Source organism: Rhodococcus sp. X156 (assembly GCF_004006015.1).
Lineage (GTDB): Bacteria > Actinomycetota > Actinomycetes > Mycobacteriales > Mycobacteriaceae > X156.
The window spans coordinates 1241556-1259136 of sequence record NZ_CP034766.1; the positions used below are offsets into that span (position 1 = coordinate 1241556).

Annotated in this window: 20 protein-coding genes; 15 read left to right on the top strand and 5 right to left on the bottom strand. The window is 72.9% G+C overall.

The window, feature by feature from the left end; genetic code table 11:
• Positions 1-117 precede the first annotated feature (117 nt).
• From hisD to ELX43_RS17585, 4 genes are read left to right on the top strand one after another with little or no spacing between them, the layout of a single operon-like run.
• The gene (gene hisD / locus ELX43_RS05905; RefSeq protein WP_127782556.1) at positions 118-1464 is read left to right on the top strand and encodes a histidinol dehydrogenase; all 1347 of its coding nucleotides are present in this window, start codon (positions 118-120) and stop codon (positions 1462-1464) included.
• Entirely contained in the window at positions 1461-2606 is a 1146-nt protein-coding gene (locus ELX43_RS05910) for a histidinol-phosphate transaminase (protein ID WP_127782557.1), read from the top strand. Before hisD ends, ELX43_RS05910 begins: the two co-directional genes overlap by 4 nt.
• Positions 2603-3223: an imidazoleglycerol-phosphate dehydratase HisB gene (gene hisB / locus ELX43_RS05915; protein ID WP_127782558.1), complete on the top strand. Its 621-nt coding sequence runs from the start codon at positions 2603-2605 to the stop codon at positions 3221-3223. The genes ELX43_RS05910 and hisB overlap by 4 nt, the downstream gene beginning before the upstream one ends.
• A 10-nt stretch (positions 3224-3233) precedes the next feature.
• Positions 3234-3389 (top strand): hypothetical protein, encoded by a 156-nt coding sequence (locus tag ELX43_RS17585; RefSeq protein ID WP_164860588.1) that lies wholly within the window; start codon positions 3234-3236, stop codon positions 3387-3389.
• A 68-nt stretch (positions 3390-3457) separates the two neighbouring features.
• Here the strand turns inward: ELX43_RS17585 and ELX43_RS05920 are convergent, their stop codons facing one another.
• On the bottom strand, positions 3458-4528 hold the full coding sequence (locus ELX43_RS05920) for a TerC family protein (RefSeq protein ID WP_241249806.1): 1071 nt from the start codon (positions 4526-4528) through the stop codon (positions 3458-3460).
• A gap of 267 nt (positions 4529-4795) precedes the next feature.
• Between ELX43_RS05920 and hisH the strand changes: the two genes are divergently transcribed.
• From hisH to hisI, 5 genes are read left to right on the top strand one after another with little or no spacing between them, the layout of a single operon-like run.
• Entirely contained in the window at positions 4796-5443 is a 648-nt protein-coding gene (gene hisH, locus ELX43_RS05925; protein WP_127782559.1) for an imidazole glycerol phosphate synthase subunit HisH, read from the top strand.
• Positions 5444-5503: 60 nt separating this feature from the next.
• Positions 5504-6238, top strand: coding sequence for a bifunctional 1-(5-phosphoribosyl)-5-((5-phosphoribosylamino)methylideneamino)imidazole-4-carboxamide isomerase/phosphoribosylanthranilate isomerase PriA (gene priA, locus ELX43_RS05930; protein WP_127782560.1), 735 nt, complete (start codon positions 5504-5506; stop codon positions 6236-6238).
• Positions 6229-7062: an inositol monophosphatase gene (locus ELX43_RS05935; RefSeq protein WP_127784713.1), complete on the top strand. Its 834-nt coding sequence runs from the start codon at positions 6229-6231 to the stop codon at positions 7060-7062. The genes priA and ELX43_RS05935 overlap by 10 nt, the downstream gene beginning before the upstream one ends.
• A complete protein-coding gene (hisF, locus tag ELX43_RS05940) occupies positions 7059-7832 on the top strand; it encodes an imidazole glycerol phosphate synthase subunit HisF (RefSeq protein WP_127782561.1) in 774 nt (257 codons plus the stop codon). The genes ELX43_RS05935 and hisF overlap by 4 nt, the downstream gene beginning before the upstream one ends.
• Positions 7829-8191 carry a phosphoribosyl-AMP cyclohydrolase gene (gene hisI / locus ELX43_RS05945; protein WP_127782562.1) on the top strand — a complete coding sequence of 121 codons (363 nt, stop codon included), beginning with the start codon at positions 7829-7831 and terminating at the stop codon, positions 8189-8191. The genes hisF and hisI overlap by 4 nt, the downstream gene beginning before the upstream one ends.
• Before the next feature lie 19 nt (positions 8192-8210).
• On the opposite strand, the gene ELX43_RS05950 is transcribed toward hisI, so the two are convergent.
• Positions 8211-8669 (bottom strand): peroxiredoxin, encoded by a 459-nt coding sequence (locus tag ELX43_RS05950; protein ID WP_127782563.1) that lies wholly within the window; start codon positions 8667-8669, stop codon positions 8211-8213.
• A 107-nt stretch (positions 8670-8776) separates the two neighbouring features.
• Between ELX43_RS05950 and ELX43_RS05955 the strand changes: the two genes are divergently transcribed.
• From ELX43_RS05955 to lgt, 6 genes are all read left to right on the top strand, one after another.
• Positions 8777-10312 (top strand): anthranilate synthase component I, encoded by a 1536-nt coding sequence (locus ELX43_RS05955; protein ID WP_127782564.1) that lies wholly within the window; start codon positions 8777-8779, stop codon positions 10310-10312.
• Positions 10305-11069: a TIGR02234 family membrane protein gene (locus tag ELX43_RS05960; protein WP_127782565.1), complete on the top strand. Its 765-nt coding sequence runs from the start codon at positions 10305-10307 to the stop codon at positions 11067-11069. The genes ELX43_RS05955 and ELX43_RS05960 overlap by 8 nt, the downstream gene beginning before the upstream one ends.
• 4 nt (positions 11070-11073) lie before the next feature.
• Positions 11074-11883, top strand: a complete 810-nt coding sequence (gene trpC / locus ELX43_RS05965) for an indole-3-glycerol phosphate synthase TrpC (protein ID WP_127782566.1) — start codon at positions 11074-11076, stop codon at positions 11881-11883.
• A gap of 75 nt (positions 11884-11958) precedes the next feature.
• On the top strand, positions 11959-13233 hold the full coding sequence (trpB, locus tag ELX43_RS05970; protein WP_127784714.1) for a tryptophan synthase subunit beta: 1275 nt from the start codon (positions 11959-11961) through the stop codon (positions 13231-13233).
• A 17-nt stretch (positions 13234-13250) separates the two neighbouring features.
• Positions 13251-14033 (top strand): tryptophan synthase subunit alpha, encoded by a 783-nt coding sequence (gene trpA, locus ELX43_RS05975; protein WP_127784715.1) that lies wholly within the window; start codon positions 13251-13253, stop codon positions 14031-14033.
• Complete coding sequence (lgt, locus tag ELX43_RS05980; RefSeq protein ID WP_127782567.1) at positions 14030-15070, top strand: prolipoprotein diacylglyceryl transferase; 1041 nt, start codon at positions 14030-14032, stop codon at positions 15068-15070. Before trpA ends, lgt begins: the two co-directional genes overlap by 4 nt.
• On the opposite strand, the gene ELX43_RS05985 is transcribed toward lgt, so the two are convergent.
• From ELX43_RS05985 to ELX43_RS05995, 3 genes are all read right to left on the bottom strand, one after another.
• Positions 15067-15366 (bottom strand): hypothetical protein, encoded by a 300-nt coding sequence (locus ELX43_RS05985; protein ID WP_127782568.1) that lies wholly within the window; start codon positions 15364-15366, stop codon positions 15067-15069. The genes lgt and ELX43_RS05985 overlap by 4 nt on opposite strands.
• 293 nt (positions 15367-15659) lie before the next feature.
• Entirely contained in the window at positions 15660-16487 is an 828-nt protein-coding gene (locus ELX43_RS05990; protein ID WP_127782569.1) for an enoyl-CoA hydratase-related protein, read from the bottom strand.
• Complete coding sequence (locus tag ELX43_RS05995; protein ID WP_277601727.1) at positions 16480-17574, bottom strand: TIGR03617 family F420-dependent LLM class oxidoreductase; 1095 nt, start codon at positions 17572-17574, stop codon at positions 16480-16482. The genes ELX43_RS05990 and ELX43_RS05995 overlap by 8 nt, the downstream gene beginning before the upstream one ends.
• Positions 17575-17581: the final 7 nt, after the last annotated feature.

Below are 17581 nucleotides of genomic sequence, written 5' to 3' on the forward strand. Positions count from 1 at the left end.
CGGCCACCTGGCCGGGCCAGAGCCGGAGGACACCGAGTCGGGGGACTCAGTCGTCCGGCGGCCCGGCCAGGCGGCCTATCCTGGTGAACTGTCGTCGAACTCCGCTGGAGGCTCACCATGCTCGCCCGCACCGACCTGCGCGGTCGTACCCCGTCCACTGCTGAGCTGCGCGCCGCCCTGCCGCGCGGCGAGGTCGACGTGGACGCGGTGCTGCACACGGTGCGCCCCATCGTCGACGCCGTCCGCGAGCGCGGGGTGGAGGCGGTGCTCGAGCTGAGCGAGAAGTTCGACAAGGTGCGCCCCCGCTCGGTGCGGGTGCCCGCCGAGGAGCTCGACCGCGCCCTGGAGCACCTCGACCCCACCGTGCGCGCCGCGCTGGAGGAGTCCATCGCCCGCGCCCGCCGGGTGCACGCCGACCAGCGTCGCCGCGACACCGTCACGCAGGTGGTCGAGGGCGGCACGGTCACCGAGCGCTGGGTGCCGGTGGACCGGGTCGGTCTGTACGTCCCCGGCGGCAACGCGGTGCTCGCCTCCAGCGTGGTGATGAACGTGGTGCCCGCGCAGGCCGCGGAGGTCAGCTCGGTGGTGGTGTGCTCGCCGCCGCAGGCCGACAACGGGGGTCTGCCCGACGGCACCATCCTGGCCGCCTGCGCGCTGCTGGGCGTGCAGGAGGTGTGGGCCGCCGGTGGCGCCCAGGCCATCGCGCTGCTCGCCCTCGGCGGCACCGACACCACCGCGGTGGACGGTGAGCCGGCCGAGCTGGAGCCGGTGGACCTCATCACCGGTCCGGGCAACATCTACGTCACCGCGGCCAAGCGGCTGCTGCGCGGGCTGGTGGGCATCGACTCCGAGGCCGGGCCCACCGAGATCGCGATCCTGGCCGACGAGACCGCCGACGCCGTGCACGTCGCGGCCGACCTGATCAGCCAGGCCGAGCACGACGTGCTGGCCGCCAGCGTGCTGGTCACCACCAGCGAGGACCTGGCCGACGCCGTGGACGCCGCGGTCACCGAGCAGGTGGCCGCCACCAAGCACGCCGAGCGGGTGCGCACGGCCCTGTCCGGGAAGCAGTCCGGCATCGTGCTGGTCTCCTCGGTGGCCGAGGGCCTGCGGGTGGTCAACGCCTACGCCGCCGAGCACCTGGAGATCCAGACCGCCGACGCCGCCGACGTCGCCGCCGGGGTGCGCAACGCCGGTGCGGTGTTCGTCGGCCCGTGGTCGCCGGTGAGCCTGGGCGACTACTGCGCCGGCAGCAACCACGTGCTGCCCACCGCCGGCTGCGCCCGGCACTCCTCCGGCCTGAGCGTGCAGACCTTCCTGCGCGGCATCCACGTGGTGGAGTACACCGAGCAGGCCCTCGCCGACGTGGCCGGGCACGTGGTGGCCCTGGCCGGTGCCGAGGACCTGCCCGCGCACGGCACGGCCGTGCAGGTGCGCTTCGGCTCGCCCGAGCGCTCCCGGTGAGCGCCCCCGACGAGCGCCAGGTGCCCGGATCGGCGATCACCATCGACGACCTGCCCCTGCGGGCGGAGCTGCGCGGAGCCAGTGCCTACGGCGCGCCGCAGCTGGACGTGCCGGTGCGGCTGAACACCAACGAGAACCCGCACCCGCCCAGCGCTGCGCTGGTCGCCGACCTCACCGCCGCGGTGGGCGAGGCAGCCACCGAGCTGCACCGCTACCCCGACCGTGACGCGGTGGCCCTGCGCACCGACCTGGCCGCCTACCTCACGCGGCAGACCGGCGTCGCCGTCGACGTCCGCAACGTGTGGGCGGCCAACGGCTCCAACGAGGTGCTGCAGCAGCTGCTGCAGGCCTTCGGTGGCCCCGGGCGCACCGCGATGGGCTTCGTGCCGTCGTACTCGATGCACCCGCTGCTGGCCGCGGGCACCCAGACCACGTGGCTGTCGGTGCCCCGTGGCGCCGACTTCGGCCTGGACCTGGACGCGGCGGTGGACGCCGTGCGCACCCACCAGCCCGACGTCGTGTTCGTCACCAGCCCCAACAACCCCACCGGGCAGAGCACCACCCTGGCCCAGCTGCGCACGCTGCTGGCGGTGGCGCCGGGCATCGTGGTGGTGGACGAGGCCTACGCGGAGTTCTCCCCCGCGCCCAGCGCCGTGGAGCTGGTCGCGGAGTTCCCCACCAAGGTGGTGGTGAGCCGCACCATGAGCAAGGCCTTCGCCTTCGCCGGTGGTCGGCTGGGCTACCTGGTGGCCGCCCCCGCCCTGGTGGACGCCATGCTGCTGGTGCGCCTGCCGTACCACCTGTCGGTGCTCACCCAGACGGCGGCTCGGGCCGCGTTGCGCCACGCCGACGACACCCTGGCCTCGGTGGCCGAGCTGTCCGCCGAGCGTGACCGGGTCTGCCGGACGCTGCGCGAGCAGGGCTTCCAGGTGGTGCCCAGCGACGCCAACTTCGTGCTCTTCGGCCACTTCACCGACGCCGGCGCCACGTGGCAGCACTACCTCGACCGCGGTGTGCTGATCCGCGACGTCGGCATCCCCGGGTACCTTCGTACGACGGTCGGCCTGCGCGCGGAGAACGACGCGTTCCTGCAGGTCTCGGCTGATCTCGTCCGCACAGACATCGAAGGAGCCCCCGCATGACCGGCCGCACCGCACGAGTGGAGCGCACCACCCGCGAGTCGAGCATCGTGGTCGAGCTGAACCTGGACGGCACCGGTCAGGTGAGCGTCAGCACGGGCGTGCCCTTCTACGACCACATGCTCAACGCGCTGGGCACCCACGCCAGCTTCGACCTCACCGTGGCCGCCTCCGGCGACACCGACATCGAGGCGCACCACACGGTGGAGGACACCGCCATCGTGCTGGGCCAGGCCCTGGGCCAGGCGCTCGGCGACAAGGCCGGCATCCGCCGCTTCGGTGACGCCTGGATCCCGATGGACGAGACGCTCGTGCACGCCGTGGTGGACGTGTCGGGCCGGCCCTACTGCGTGCACACCGGTGAGCCGGAGCAGATGCTCACCACCACCATCGCCGGGCGGGCCGACGGGGGAGCGCCGTACAACACGGTGATCAACCGGCACGTCTTCGAGTCGCTGGCCTTCCACGCCCGCATCAACCTGCACGTGCGCACCCTCTACGGCCGCGACCCGCACCACATCACCGAGGCCGAGTTCAAGGCCGTGGCCCGCGCGCTGCGCGCCGCCGTGGAGCCCGACCCCCGGGTGCTCGGCGTCCCCTCCACCAAGGGCTCGCTGTGAGGACCGGCCGGTGAGCGACCAGACGCTGGCCTTCATCCTGGTGGTCGTGGCCGGGTTCTTCCTGGGCGGTGCCTGGACCACCCGCCACAGTGCTCGGCCGGTGGCCGTGGTCGCCGGCGTGCTGGGCGCGCTCGCCCTGGCCGGCGCCGTGCTCCGCATGGTCTGACCCCCCACGCACGACGAGCCCCGCACCGGAATCCGGTGCGGGGCTCGTCGTGTGCGGAACGGAGCGGGTCAGCGGGTGTCGCGCTCCAGGTCCGGGTTGGGGCGCTTGATCATCTCGCCGCCGCCCGGTCCTGCCGGTGCCTCCGAGGCCCGCCCAGCCTGCGCTGGGTCGTCCAGCGCCGGCGCCTTCTCCTCGTCGTCCTCCGCGGCCTGGGGCCGGAGGATGCTCAGGGCGATGGACCCGGCGAGCACCACCACGATCACGGCCAGGCTGACCAGCGAGGGGATCTCCGGAATGGAGGTGGAGATGGTCTTGTGGCCGGCCTGCATCATCAGCTTGACGCCGATGAACGCCAGGATGATGGCCAGGCCCTTGTCCAGGAAGTGGAACTTGTCCAGCAGCCCGCGGAGCAGGAAGTACAGCGCCCGCAGGCCCAGGATGGCGAAGGCGTTGGAGGTGTAGACGATGAACGCCTCGTCGCTTACCGCCAGCACGGCCGGCACGCTGTCCACCGCGAAGAGCAGGTCAGCCGCCTCGATGGTGACCACCACGGCCAGCAGGGGAGTGCCCACCCACTTGGCGCCCTGCTTGATGAAGAACTTGGTGCCGTGGTAGTCCTCCGTGGTCGGGATGACCTTGTTCATCAGCTTCAGCGCCAGGCTCTTGCTGGGGTCGTAGCTGTCGTCGTCGCCCTTGACCAGCTTGAACGCGCTGTAGAGCAGGATCGCGGCGAAGACGAACAGGATGGCGGTGAACTGGTTGACCACGGCCACGCCGAGGCCCAGGAAGATCGCCCGGAACACCAGGGCGCCGATGACACCCATGAACAGCACGCGGTGCTGGTACTCCTGGGGCACCTTGAAGTAGCCGAAGATCAGCGCGAACACGAAGAGGTTGTCCACGGACAAGCTCTTCTCCAGCAGCCAGGCGGTGGAGTACTCCACCCCGGCGCCGCTGCCGAGCACGGCGAACACCACGCCGCCGAAGATCACGGCCAGGCCCACCCAGCCGGCGCTCCACAGCGCGGCCTCCTTGAACCCGATGACGTGGTCGTCGCGGTGCGCAAGAAGGTCCACCGCCAGGGCCACGACCACGATGGCCCCGAAGGCCACCCACAACCACATCGGTACGTCGAGCACAGGGTCTCCTCACAGAAGTTGAATGTTCCCTCAAGCGTGCGGGACGGCCGGCCGCAGCACAGCGTCGGTGACCGGCTGCTCCCGTCGCCCTTTCTTGCCAGGTTCCGGCAGTCCAGGTTCTGCGGCCGCCACGCCGGCCTGGGGGATGGTGGTGCCGGAGTGCGTGGTCAGGGCGTGTCCCGGCAGGAGGGTGCGGCTCCTGAGGTGTGGGCGGACGCACCCCCGCCCGCGCGGGCAGTGTCGGGGTGGGCCACTACGCTGGAGTGCATGACAGCTGCATCCGTCGTGGTCCTGGACTACGGCTCCGGCAACCTGCGCTCCGCCGAGCGTGCGCTCGAGCGGGTGGGTGCCCAGGTCACCGTCACCGCCGACCCCCGCGAGGCCCTGGCTGCCGACGGGTTGATGGTGCCCGGCGTGGGCGCCTACGCCGCGTGCATGGCCGGCCTGCGCGAGGTCAAGGGTGACCGCATCATCGGCGAGCGCCTGGCCGGTGGACGTCCGGTGCTCGGGGTGTGCGTGGGCATGCAGGTGCTCTTCGAGCGCGGGGTGGAGTTCGACCACGGCTCTCCCGAGGCCTCGACCGGCTGCGGCGAGTGGCCGGGCACGGTGGAGATGCTGCCGGCCAAGGTGCTGCCACACATGGGCTGGAACACCGTGGAGGCACCCGAGGACAGCACCCTGTTCGCCGGGCTCGACGCCGACACCCGCTTCTACTTCGTGCACTCCTACGCCGCGCGCCAGTGGGAGCTCGACGAAGACGGACCGCTGCCCCCCGCCAAGCTGACCTGGGCCGAGCACGGCGGCCGGTTCCTCGCCGCGGTGGAGAACGGACCGCTGTCGGCCACCCAGTTCCACCCGGAGAAGTCCGGTGACGCCGGTGCCACGCTGCTGGAGAACTGGGTCAAGAGCCTCTGACGCCCGGTCGCCGAGACCGGCCGGTCGGGCGCCGGACGCCGACTACTAGAGTTGGCCCACGTGAGCCTGGTCCTGCTGCCCGCTGTTGACGTCGCCGACGGTCAGGCCGTCCGCCTGGTGCAAGGAGAGGCAGGGAGCGAGACCGACTACGGCTCGCCCCGAGACGCCGCCCTCGCCTGGCAGTCGGCCGGAGCCGAGTGGGTGCACCTGGTCGACCTCGACGCCGCCTTCGGCCGCGGCAACAACCGTGAGCTGCTCGCCGCGGTGGTCGGCGAGCTGGACGTGCAGGTGGAGCTCTCCGGCGGGATCCGGGACGACGCCTCGCTGGAGGCCGCGCTGGCCACCGGCTGCCGCCGGGTGAACCTGGGCACCGCCGCGCTGGAGGACCCCGAGTGGTGCGCCAGCGCCATCGAGCGCTTCGGCGACCAGATTGCCGTCGGCCTGGACGTGCGCATCACCGGTGACCAGTACCGCCTCGCCGCCCGCGGCTGGGTGAGCGACGGCGGCGACCTGTGGGAGGTGCTGGAGCGCCTGGAGCGGCACGGCTGCGCCCGCTACGTGGTCACCGATGTCACCAAGGACGGCACCCTGACCGGCCCCAACCTGCAGCTGCTCTCCGAGGTCTGCGCCGTCACCGACGCTCCCGTGGTGGCCTCCGGCGGGGTGTCCACCGTGGACGACCTGCGGGCCATCGCCGCGCTGGTGGACGAGGGTGTGGAGGGCGCGATCGTCGGCAAGGCGCTCTACGCCGGCCGCTTCACCCTGCCCGAGGCGCTGGCAGCGGTATCGCAGTGAGCACCCCCGACGCCGCAGGACTGCTGGCCGAGGCCGCGGCCCTGCTCGACGAGGTCAGCGAGCGCTTCGTCACCGGCCTGGGTGCCCCCAGCGAGGTGGAGAAGGGCCCCGCGGACTTCGCCACCGCCGTCGACCTGGAGCTGGAGCGTCGGCTCACCGCCGAGCTGACCCGGCGCACCGGGATCGCGGTGCACGGCGAGGAGTTCGGCGGCCCCGACGTGGCCACCGGGACCGTGTGGGTGCTCGACCCGGTGGACGGCACCGCCAACTACTCCGCCGGCCTGCCGCTGAGCGGCATGCTGCTCGCCCTGGTGCACGACGGCGTGCCGGTGGCCGGGCTGACCTGGCTGCCGCTGCTCAACCAGCGCTACACCGCGGTGCAGGACGGCCCGCTGTTCTGCAACGGCGTGGAGGTACCTCGGCTGCAGAGCCGCACCCTGCAGTCCTCGACCACCAGCGTCGGCGCGCTCAACCGCGCCTCCGGCGGGCACTACCCCGGCGAGTACCGCTACCAGGTGTTCGGTGAGGTCAGCCGCGCCTGCCTGCGCGTGCGGATGCTGGGCTCCACCGGCCTCGAGCTGGCCTGGACCGCCGCCGGCCTGCTCGGCGGCTCGGTCACCTTCGGCCACCACGCCTGGGACAACGCGGCCGGCGTCTGCCAGGTCCGCGCGGCGGGGGGAGTGGTCACCGACCTGGCGGGCAACCCCTGGACCATCACCTCGCCCTCCGTGCTGGCGGCCTCGCCCGGCGTGCACCAGGAGATGCTCGAGCTGATCGGCGCCCTCGGCGACCCCGCCGACCACCTGTCGGCGGCGCACGCATGAGCCTCGCCGTGCGGGTCATCCCGTGCCTGGACGTCGACGGCGGCCGGGTGGTCAAGGGGGTGCGCTTCGCCAACCTCAAGGACGCCGGCGACCCGGTGGAGCTGGCCGCGGCCTACGACGCCCAGGGTGCCGACGAGCTCACCTTCCTCGACGTCACCGCCTCCTCCGGCGAGCGCGCCACCATGATCGACGTGGTCCGGCGCACCGCCGAGCAGGTGTTCATCCCGCTCACCGTGGGCGGGGGCGTGCGGTCGGTGGCCGACGTGGACCAGCTGCTGCGCGCCGGCGCCGACAAGGTCAGCGTGAACACCGCGGCCATCGCCCGCCCGGAGCTGCTGAGCGAGCTGAGCCAGCGCTACGGCTCGCAGTGCATCGTGCTGTCGGTGGACGCCCGCACCGTCCCCGAGGGCGCCGAGCCCACCCCGTCGGGCTGGGAGGTCACCACCCACGGTGGCAAGCGCGGCACCGGCATCGACGCCATCGAGTGGGCCCGGCGCGGTGCCGAGCTGGGGGTGGGGGAGATCCTGCTCAACTCCATGGACGCCGACGGCACCAAGCAGGGCTTCGACCTGGCCATGATCGCTGCCGCCCGGGCCGCGGTCACCGTGCCGGTGATCGCCAGCGGGGGAGCCGGGGCCATCGAGCACTTCGCGCCTGCGGTGCACGCCGGGGCCGACGCGGTGCTCGCCGCCAGCGTCTTCCACTTCGGTGAGCTGACCATCGGTGCGGTCAAGGACGCCATGCGCGCCGAGGACATCGAGGTCCGATGAGCGAGGCACAGGCTCCGGTGCTGGACCCGGCGATCGCCGCCCGGCTCAAGCGCAACGCCGACGGGCTGGTGTGCGCGGTGGCGCAGCAGCAGGGCACCGGCGAGGTGCTCATGGTGGCGTGGATGAACGACGAGGCGCTGGCCCGCACGCTGGCCACCCGCAAGGCCACCTACTGGTCGCGCTCACGCCAGCAGCTGTGGGTCAAGGGCGAGACCTCTGGCCACACCCAGCAGGTGCACGAGGTGCGCCTGGACTGCGACGGCGACACCCTGCTGCTGGTGGTGGACCAGGTGGGTGCGGCCTGCCACACCGGCGAGCGCACCTGCTTCGACGCCGACGTGCTGCTCGGCCCCAGCTAGCTGCTGCCGGGGCCAGGCTCTAGGGCCGTGCCCGCAGCACGTCCAGCGCGCGGTCGGCGTGCGAGCTCATCTTGGTCTCGCTGCTCAGCGCAGCCAGGACCACCGCGTCGGTGTCGATCACGAAGGTCACCCGCTTGACCGGGGCCAGCTTGCCCAGCAGCCGGCGCCGCACCCCGAACAGGTCGGCCACCTGCCCGTCCTCGTCGGCCAGCAGCGGGTAGTCGAAGGTGTGGGCGGTGGCGAACTTCTGCTGCCGGGACACGCTGTCGGTGCTGATGCCCACCCGCTGGGCACCGAGCTCGGTGAACTCACCGCCCAGGTCCCGGAAGTGGCACGCCTCCGCGGTGCAGCCCGACGAGGACGCGATGGGGTAGAAGAACAGCACCACCGGGCCCTGCTCCAGCAGCTGGTACAGCGACCGGGGCGTGCCCTGCTGGTCGGGCAGCGTGAAGTCCGGCGCCTTCTCTCCCTGCTTCATTCTCCAGACGGTATCCCCCCGGCTCGTCGGCTGGGCCATGGTGGGGTGGCACGGCCAGGGACGGGGCGCACGCGGGGACGTCGGGCCTGGCTGGGAGACTGTCAGCCATGTCTGGTGCGCACCTCGGGGAGACGAGTCCCACTCGCGCGGAGTTCCGTGCCCTCGCGGCGGAGCACCGCGTGGTGCCGGTGACGCGGAAGCTGCTGGCCGACTCCGAGACCCCCGTCTCGGCCTACCGCAAGCTGGCCGGTGACCGCCCCGGCACGTTCCTGCTGGAGTCGGCGGAGAACGGCCGCTCCTGGTCGCGCTGGTCGTTCATCGGCGTGGGCAGCGCCGCCGCGCTGACCGTGGTGGACGGTCAGGCGCACTGGCAGGGCATCGTGCCCGCCGGCGCCCCCACCGGCGGCGACCCGCTGGACGTGCTGCGCGAGACCCTGCAGCTGCTGCGCTCCGAGCGCCTGCCCGACCTGCCCCCGCTCACCGGCGGCATGGTCGGCTACCTCGGCTACGACACGGTGCGCCGCCTGGAGCGCCTGCCCGAGCTGGCCACCGACGACCTGCAGCTGCCGGAGATGGTGATGCTGCTGGCCACCGACCTGGCCGCGGTGGACCACCACGAGGGCACCATCACCCTCATCGCCAACGCGGTGAACTTCGACGGCAGCGACGAGCGGGTGGACGAGGCCTACACCGCGGCGGTGCAGCGGCTGGACGCGATGACCACGAAGCTGGCCTCGGCCGCGCCGTCCACGGTCACCGCCTTCGACCGGCCCAGCCCGCAGTTCCACCGGCGGACCACCAGCGAGCAGCACCAGGCCGGAGTGCGCAAGCTCATCGGCGAGATCGAGGCCGGCGAGGCGTTCCAGGTGGTGCTCTCGCAGCGCTTCGAGATGCCCACCCAGGCCGAGGCGCTGGACATCTACCGGGTGCTGCGCGCATCCAACCCGAGCCCGTACATGTACCTGTTCCGGGTGCCCGACGCCCACGGCGGCACCGCCTTCGACATCATCGGCTCCAGCCCGGAGGCGCTGGTCACCGTGGTGGACGACGTGGCCACCACGCACCCCATCGCCGGCACCCGCTGGCGCGGGGCGAGCACCGAGGAAGACCTGCTGCTGGAGAAGGACCTCTGCGCCGACGCCAAGGAGAACGCCGAGCACCTGATGCTCGTCGACCTGGGGCGCAACGACCTGGGCCGGGTGTGCGAGCCGGGCACGGTCACCGTCACCCAGTACCGGCACGTGGAGCGCTACAGCCACGTGATGCACCTGGTCTCCACCGTCACCGGCCGCCTGGCCGCCGACCGCACCGCGCTGGACGCGGTGACGGCGTGCTTCCCCGCCGGCACCTTGTCCGGTGCCCCCAAGCCGCGGGCGCTGGAGCTCATCGAGCAGATGGAGCCCACCCGGCGCGGGGTCTACGGCGGCATCGTGGGCTACCTGGACTTCGCCGGTGACGCCGACACCGCCATCGCCATCCGCTCCGCGGTGCTCAAGGACGGCACCGCCTACGTGCAGGCCGGCGGTGGCGTGGTCGCCGACTCCGACCCCGCCGCCGAGGACACCGAGACGGTGAACAAGGCGCTGGCCGTGCTGTCGGCGGTGGCGGCGGCCGAGACGATGCGTGGAGTGGCCGATGACTGATCCGAACCAGGCGCCGGGGACCGACCAGGCACCGGAGCCGGCCGCCCCGAAGGCAGGCCGGTCGGGCCTGCGCGTGCCCGCGGTGCTGCTGGTGCTCGGCGCCGTCGCGCTGTGGGCCGCCTCCCGCGTGCAGTGGGTGCAGGCACGCACCGAGGACGACCTGCGGGGCGTGCGCGAGGCCGACCTCCTCGGCAGCACCTGGGCGGCGCAGCTCACCCCGCTGGCCCTGGTGCTGCTGGCCGGGGTCGCCGCGGTCTTCGCGCTGCGCGGCCTGGCCGTGCGGGTGCTGGCGCTGGTGCTGCTGGTCGTCGCGGTGGCCGCGGCCGAGCCGGCCGTGGTGGCGCTGGTCGGCGGGCCCTCCGCCGAGCACGCCGCCGAGCTGATCACCCCGCCGGTGCTGGCCCAGCAGGTGAGCACCTCCGCGTCGGTCGTCGGACCGCTGCTGGCGCTGCTCGGTGCGCTGCTCACCGTGGCCGCCGCCGTGCTGCTGGCCCGCGCCCCGCGCCGTGCCGGTGGTCTGTCCACCCGCTACGAGACCCCTGCGGTGCAGCGCGAGCGGGCCACGCAGGCGGCTGTCACCGACGACGACGTCACCGAGCGACAGCTGTGGGACGCCCTCAGCGCGGGACAGGACCCGACCGCTGATCACGGAACCGGCACAGCTGCGCAACAGCCTGCCGCCCCGATGAGAGACGTAGGTCACCACCCGGATAGGCTCAGCGAGGTTGAGCAGGGCGAGCAGGGAAGGGGGGCTTGACGCGATGAGCGTTCTCGACTCGATCGTGGAGGGTGTCCGGGCAGATGTGGCGGCCCGGGAGAAGATCACCGACTTCGAGGCCGTCAAGGCCGCGGCGCAGCAGGCCAAGCCCGCGCAGGACGTGGTGGCCGCGCTCAAGGAGCCGGGCATCGCCGTCATCGCCGAGGTGAAGCGGTCCAGCCCGTCCAAGGGCGCGCTGGCCGACATCCCGGAGCCGGCGGTGCTGGCGTCGCAGTACGAGGCTGGTGGCGCCCGCGTGATCAGCGTGCTCACCGAGGAGCGCCGCTTCGGCGGGTCGCTGGCCGACCTCGACGCCGTGCGCGCCGCGGTGAGCATCCCGGTGCTGCGCAAGGACTTCATCGTCGGCCCGTACCAGATCCACGAGGCCCGTGCCCACGGTGCTGACCTGGTGCTGCTGATCGTGGCGATGCTGGAGCAGAACACCCTGACGGCGCTGCTGGACCGGGTGGAGTCCCTCGGCATGACCGCGCTGGTGGAGGTGCACACCGAGGCCGAGGCCGACCGTGCCCTGCAGGCCGGCGCCAAGGTCATCGGCGTCAACGCCCGCGACCTCAAGACCCTCGAGGTGCACCGCGACGTGTTCGCGCGCATCGCCCCGGGCCTGCCCAGCGACGTGGTGAAGGTGGCGGAGTCGGGCGTGCGCGGCACGGCCGACCTGCTCGCCTACGCCGGTGCCGGCGCGGACGCGGTGCTGGTGGGGGAGGGACTGGTGACCAGCGGCGACCCGCGCAGCGCCGTGTCCGACCTCGTCACCGCCGGATCGCACCCTTCCTGCCCCAAGCCCTCGCGCTGAGACCCTCTGGGGGAGAATGGGCGCGTGACCTCCACGCATGTGCCCTCCGGGGATCTGCCCACCGCGAGCTCGGGGCTGATCCACAGCAGCGACCACGATCCCGACGCCACCGGTCACTTCGGTGACTACGGCGGCCGGTTCGTGCCCGAGGCGCTGATCGGCGCCCTCGAGGAGCTCACCGCCGCCTACGAGAAGGCGCGCACCGACCCGGAGTTCCTCACCGAGCTGGACGAGCTGCAGCGCGACTACACCGGCCGGCCGTCCCCGGTGTTCGAGGCCAAGCGGCTGGCCCCGCACGCCGGTGGGGCACGCATCCTGCTCAAGCGCGAGGACCTCAACCACACCGGCTCGCACAAGATCAACAACGTGCTCGGGCAGGCGCTGCTCACCAAGCGGATGGGCAAGCGCCGGGTGATCGCCGAGACCGGTGCCGGCCAGCACGGCGTGGCCACGGCCACCGCCTGCGCGCTGCTGGGCCTGGAGTGCGTGGTCTACATGGGCGAGGTGGACACCGAGCGGCAGGCGCTGAACGTGGCTCGCATGCGCCTGCTCGGCGCGGAGGTCGTCCCGGTCACCACCGGCTCCCGCACCCTCAAGGACGCCATCAACGAGGCGCTGCGCGACTGGGTCAGCAACGTCGACGACACCCACTACTGCCTGGGCACCGTTGCCGGCCCGCACCCGTTCCCGACCATGGTTCGCGACTTCCACCGGGTGATCGGCCTGGAGGCCCGCGCCCAGGTGCTGCAGCGCACCGGGCAGCTGCCCGACGCCGTGGTCGCCTGCGTCGGCGGCGGGTCCAACGCCATCGGCATCTTCCACGCCTTCCTGGACGACTCCGACGTCCGGCTGGTCGGCTACGAGGCCGCCGGGGACGGCGTCGCCTCGGGCAAGCACGCCGCCACCCTCACCGGCGGGAGCCCGGGCTCGCTGCACGGGGCGCTGTCCTACCTGCTGCAGGACGACGACGGCCAGACCATGGAGACGCACTCCATCTCGGCGGGGCTGGACTACCCCGGCGTGGGCCCGGAGCACTCGCTGCTCAAGGACATCGGTCGCGCCGAGTACGAGCCGATCACCGACACCGAGGCCATGGACGCCTTCCGGCTGCTGTGCCGCACCGAGGGCATCATCCCGGCCATCGAGTCCTCGCACGCCGTGGCCGGTGCGCTCAAGCTGGGCCGCGAGCTCGGCGAGGGCGCCGTCATCTTAGTGAGCCTGTCCGGCCGTGGGGACAAGGACGTGGACACCGCCGCCCGGTGGTTCCACGTCATCGACGAGGCCGCGCTGGACAACCCAGCACCCAACCCCGAGGACGGCGCGGGATCAGGAACAGGGGAGCAGCTGTGAGCTCACGTCTCGGTCCGATGTTCGAGCAGTGCCGCGCCGAGGGGCGTGCTGCGCTGGTCGGCTACCTGCCCGGTGGTTTCCCCGACGTGCCCGGCTCGGTCCGCACCCTGCGCACCATGGTCGACAACGGCTGCGACCTGGTGGAGGTCGGCGTGCCCTACTCCGACCCGGTGATGGACGGGCCCACCATCCAGGCCGCGGCCGACACCGCGCTGCGAGCGGGCACCCGGCTGCGCGACGTCATCGGTGTGGTGGAGCAGGTCGCCGCCGCCGGCGGCCGCGCGGTGGTGATGAGCTACTGGAACCCGGTGCTGCGCTACGGCGTGGACGCCTTCGCCCGCGACCTGGCCGCGGCCGGCGGCCTGGGGATGATCACCCCGGACCTCATCCCGGACGAGGCCGACGCGTGGCTGGCCGCGGCGGACGCCCACGACCTGGACCGCATCTTCCTGCTCGCGCCCTCCTCCACCGAGGCCCGCGTGGCCAGCACCGCCACGGTGAGCCGCGGCTTCGTCTACGCCGCCTCCACCATGGGGGTCACCGGGGCCCGCGACGCGGTCGCCAGCTCCGCGCCCAGCCTGGTCAAGCGGATCCGCAGCCACTCTGACATCCCCATCGGCGTGGGCCTGGGCGTGCGCTCGGGTGCGCAGGCGGCCGAGGTCGCCGGCTACGCCGACGCGGTGATCGTGGGCTCGGCCATCGTCACGGCCAGCACCGAGAGCCAGGAGGCGGTGGCCACCCTGGTCACCGAGCTGGCTGCGGGCGTGCGGGCGGCCAAGCCGGCCGGCGTCGGGCAGTGACCTCCGCCGGGGTGGTGCTGGCCTCGTTCCCCAGTCCCCCGCAGGGGGTGTGGGAGCTCGGGCCCTTCCCGCTGCGCGCCTACGCGCTGTGCATCATCGCCGGCATCATCGTGGCCATCGTCTGGGGCAACAAGCGGTGGGTGGCCCGTGGTGGCGAGCCGGAGACCGTCACCGAGGTGGCGGTGTTCGCGGTTCCCTTCGGCCTGGTGGGCGGCCGGCTCTACCACGTGATCACCGACCACGAGAAGTACTTCGGCGCGGGCCGCGACCCCGTGGACGCGCTGAAGATCTGGGACGGCGGCCTGGGCATCTGGGGCGCGGTGCTGCTCGGCGGGGTGGGCGCCTGGATCGCCTGCCGCCGCAAGGGCATCCCGCTGCCCGCGTTCGCCGACGCCGTCGCACCCGGCATCGTGCTGGCCCAGGCCATCGGCCGGCTGGGCAACTACTTCAACCAGGAGCTCTACGGCCGCGCCACCACGCTGCCCTGGGGCATGGACATCTACCAGCGCCTCAACGACGCCGGGCTGCCCGACGAGCTGAACGGCAGCGTTCCGGCAGGGGCGGTGCCGGTGGCCACCGTGCACCCCACGTTCCTGTACGAGCTGCTGTGGAACCTGGCGGTCGCCGCGCTGGTGGTGTGGGCCGACCGCCGCTTCCGGCTCGGCCACGGCCGGGCGTTCGCGCTGTACGTGGCCGGGTACTGCGCGGGCCGGTTCTGGATCGAGCTGATGCGGGTGGACTTCGCCAACACGCTGTTCGGCGTGCGGATCAACGTGTTCACCGCAGTGATCGTGTTCCTCGGTGCGGTGACGTACTTCGTCCTCGCCAAGAAGGGGCGGGAGGATCCGTCCGAGCTGACGGGCCGGTCCGCCCAGCCCAGCCCGGACGAGACGGAGTCAGAAGCCGGCGAGTCAGAAGCAGGGGAGTCGGGCGCAGAGGAGTCGGGCGCAGAGGAGTCGGGCACAGCAGGGTCGGGCACGGCAGAGTCCGGCACAGCCGACTCTGACGGCCGCCCCGGCAAGCTGGGCAACCACTAGTCCAGCACCCGCCGGGACCACAGCGCGAGGGCACGGAGCCAGGCGAAGGTCAGCGCGGTGCCAGCGAACAGGCCCGCGCGGAGCAGGTCGCCTGCGCCGTCCCAGGCCAGCGTGCCGGCGCTGTTGACGACGAACCCGTTGAACATCAGCCACCCGATGCCGGCACACAGCAACGCGCCGCGGACGGTGCTGCACCACCCGAGCGCGGCGATCGCCAGACACATGCAGGCCACGGCCTGCGACGGAGCCAGCAGCTCCCGGCCGGCAGTGAGTGCCGCGGCCACTGTCAGCGTCACCGCGAACCCGAGCGGAGCGGCGAGGGCGACCGGCAGTCGCGGTTCCCGCCAGCCCGGTTCGCTCGGGCCCTGGTCACGACAGTCTTGGTCACGACAGTCCTCGTCGTCACTGCCCGGGTCCTGCCCGGCTGGTGGCCGCCGGGCGATGCTGGTTGACGTCGACATGATCGGTGCTCCCTCCGGGCAGCGTTGCCCCGGAGATCAGTGAAGCTCCGCCGACGACGGCCGGGACGATCCCTGACGCGTTCCTGACGCCCGCAAGGCCAGTCCTGACGGCGTCCTTGCGGCGGGGGTCAGGGCCGCGGCAGGTCGGTCCACTCCTGGCTCACCCGCGACGACCATTGCGGACGGCGGCGCTGCAGGTGGGCGAGCACCCCCTCGCGGGCGTCGGCTCCGCCCATCACCCGGTGGTGCGCCTCGGTCTCCAGCGCGGCCACCTGCGCGGCGGTGTAGCCGTGCTCGACGGTGTCCCACAGCAGGCGCTTGCTCAGCGCCGCGGACATCGGCGCGACGTTCTCGGCGATGTCGGTGGCCAGGGCGAGCGCGGCGGGCAGCACCTGCTCGGCCGGCAGGCAGCGGGTGGCGATGCCCAGCCGCACGGCCTCCGCGCCGTCGAAGGTGCGCCCGGTCAGCAGGATCTCCGCGGCGGCGGCGGCACCGGCGATGCGGGGCAGCGTCCAGTGCGACATCGCGTCGCCCAGCACACCGAGGCGGGCCTGCACCACCCCGTACTTGGCGTCGGCGGCCACCACCCGGACGTCGGCCTGCAGCGCCAGCGTCAGCCCGATGCCCACGGCGTGGCCGTTGACCGCGGCGATCACCGGGGTGCGCAGCGCGAACGCCGGCGGGTTCACCGGGGAGGCGCTGAAGTCGTCGCCGGGGCGGCCGAAGGTGTCGCCGGCCGAGCCGAGGTCGGCGCCCGCGCAGAAGGCGGGTGCGGTCCCGGTGAGCACGATCGCCCGCACGTCGTCGTCGGCGTCGCAGTCGCGGTAGGCCGCCCCCAGCGCGCGGCCCATGGTCGCGGTGAAGGCGTTGCGCTGGGCGGGTCGGTTCAGCGTCAGCACCGCCACCCCGTCGGACACCTCCACCAGCAGCTCCGGCGCCGCCGCCGGGTCAGCCACGGTGCAGGGCGGTGACCAGGTCGGCCACGTCGGCGGGGTCCTCGGGGTAGCCGGGGAAGTAGCAGCACACCTGCTCCGCGTGGTCGCCGTAGCGGCGCAGGATCTCCTCCGCGCACTGCTCCGGCGTGCCCACCACGGCCAGCGTGGTCACCATCTCGTCGTCCACGCAGCCCATCATCGCGGCCACGTCGCCCCGCTTGGACAACGCGTTCAGCTCGGGCTGCGCGGCCTCCCAGCCGTGCACCTGCAGCACCGGCAGGTAGGCGGGGGTGGAGCCGTAGAAGGCGAGCAGGCCGCGCACCCCCCGCACCGCGGCGGCCTGCTGCTCCCGCGTGCGGCCCACGGCCACGATCACCTGCGGGATCACGTCGAAGGAGTCAGCGGTGCGCCCGGCCCGGTCCAGGCCCTCCTGCACCGCGGGCAGGGTGCGCTGGAGGAAGTGCTGCTCGCTGTTGAACGGCATCACCAGCAGCCCGTCGGCCACCTCGGCGGCGGTGCGGGTCATCACCGGGCCCAGCGCCCCCAGCAGGATCGGCGGTGGGCCGTAGGGGTGCGGAGCCGGGGTGAAGCTGGGTGCCATCAGCGTGTGGGTGGTGAACTCCCCGCGGAAGCTCAGCGGCGCCGTGCCCTCCCACGCGGCGAAGATGGCCTTGATGGCCCGCACCGTCTCGCCCATCCGCGCCGCCGGGCGCGACCAGGTGGACCCGTAGCGCTTCTCGATGTGCGGGCGGATCTGCGAGCCCAGGCCCAGGGCGAAGCGCCCCCGGCTCAACGTCTGCAGGTCGTGCGCGGAGTGGGCCAGGTGCAGCGGGCTGCGGGGCAGGGCGATGGCCACGTTGGTCATCAGCGCCACGTCCACCGTCGCTGCGGCCTCCACCAGCGGGAAGAACACGTCGTGCTGCCCCTCGAAGGTGAACAGCCCGTCCGCCCCGGTCTGGGTCAGCTCCACGGCACGTGCCCCGGCCCGGCCCGGGCCGGCGTCGAGCTGGATGCTCACTCTCATGGCGGGTCCTCCCCAGCGGCAACAGAGCCCGGACGGGCCGAACCTAGCCGGTCGGTGGGTGCTGCAGTGGCGTGTCCCGGTGATCGGGAGG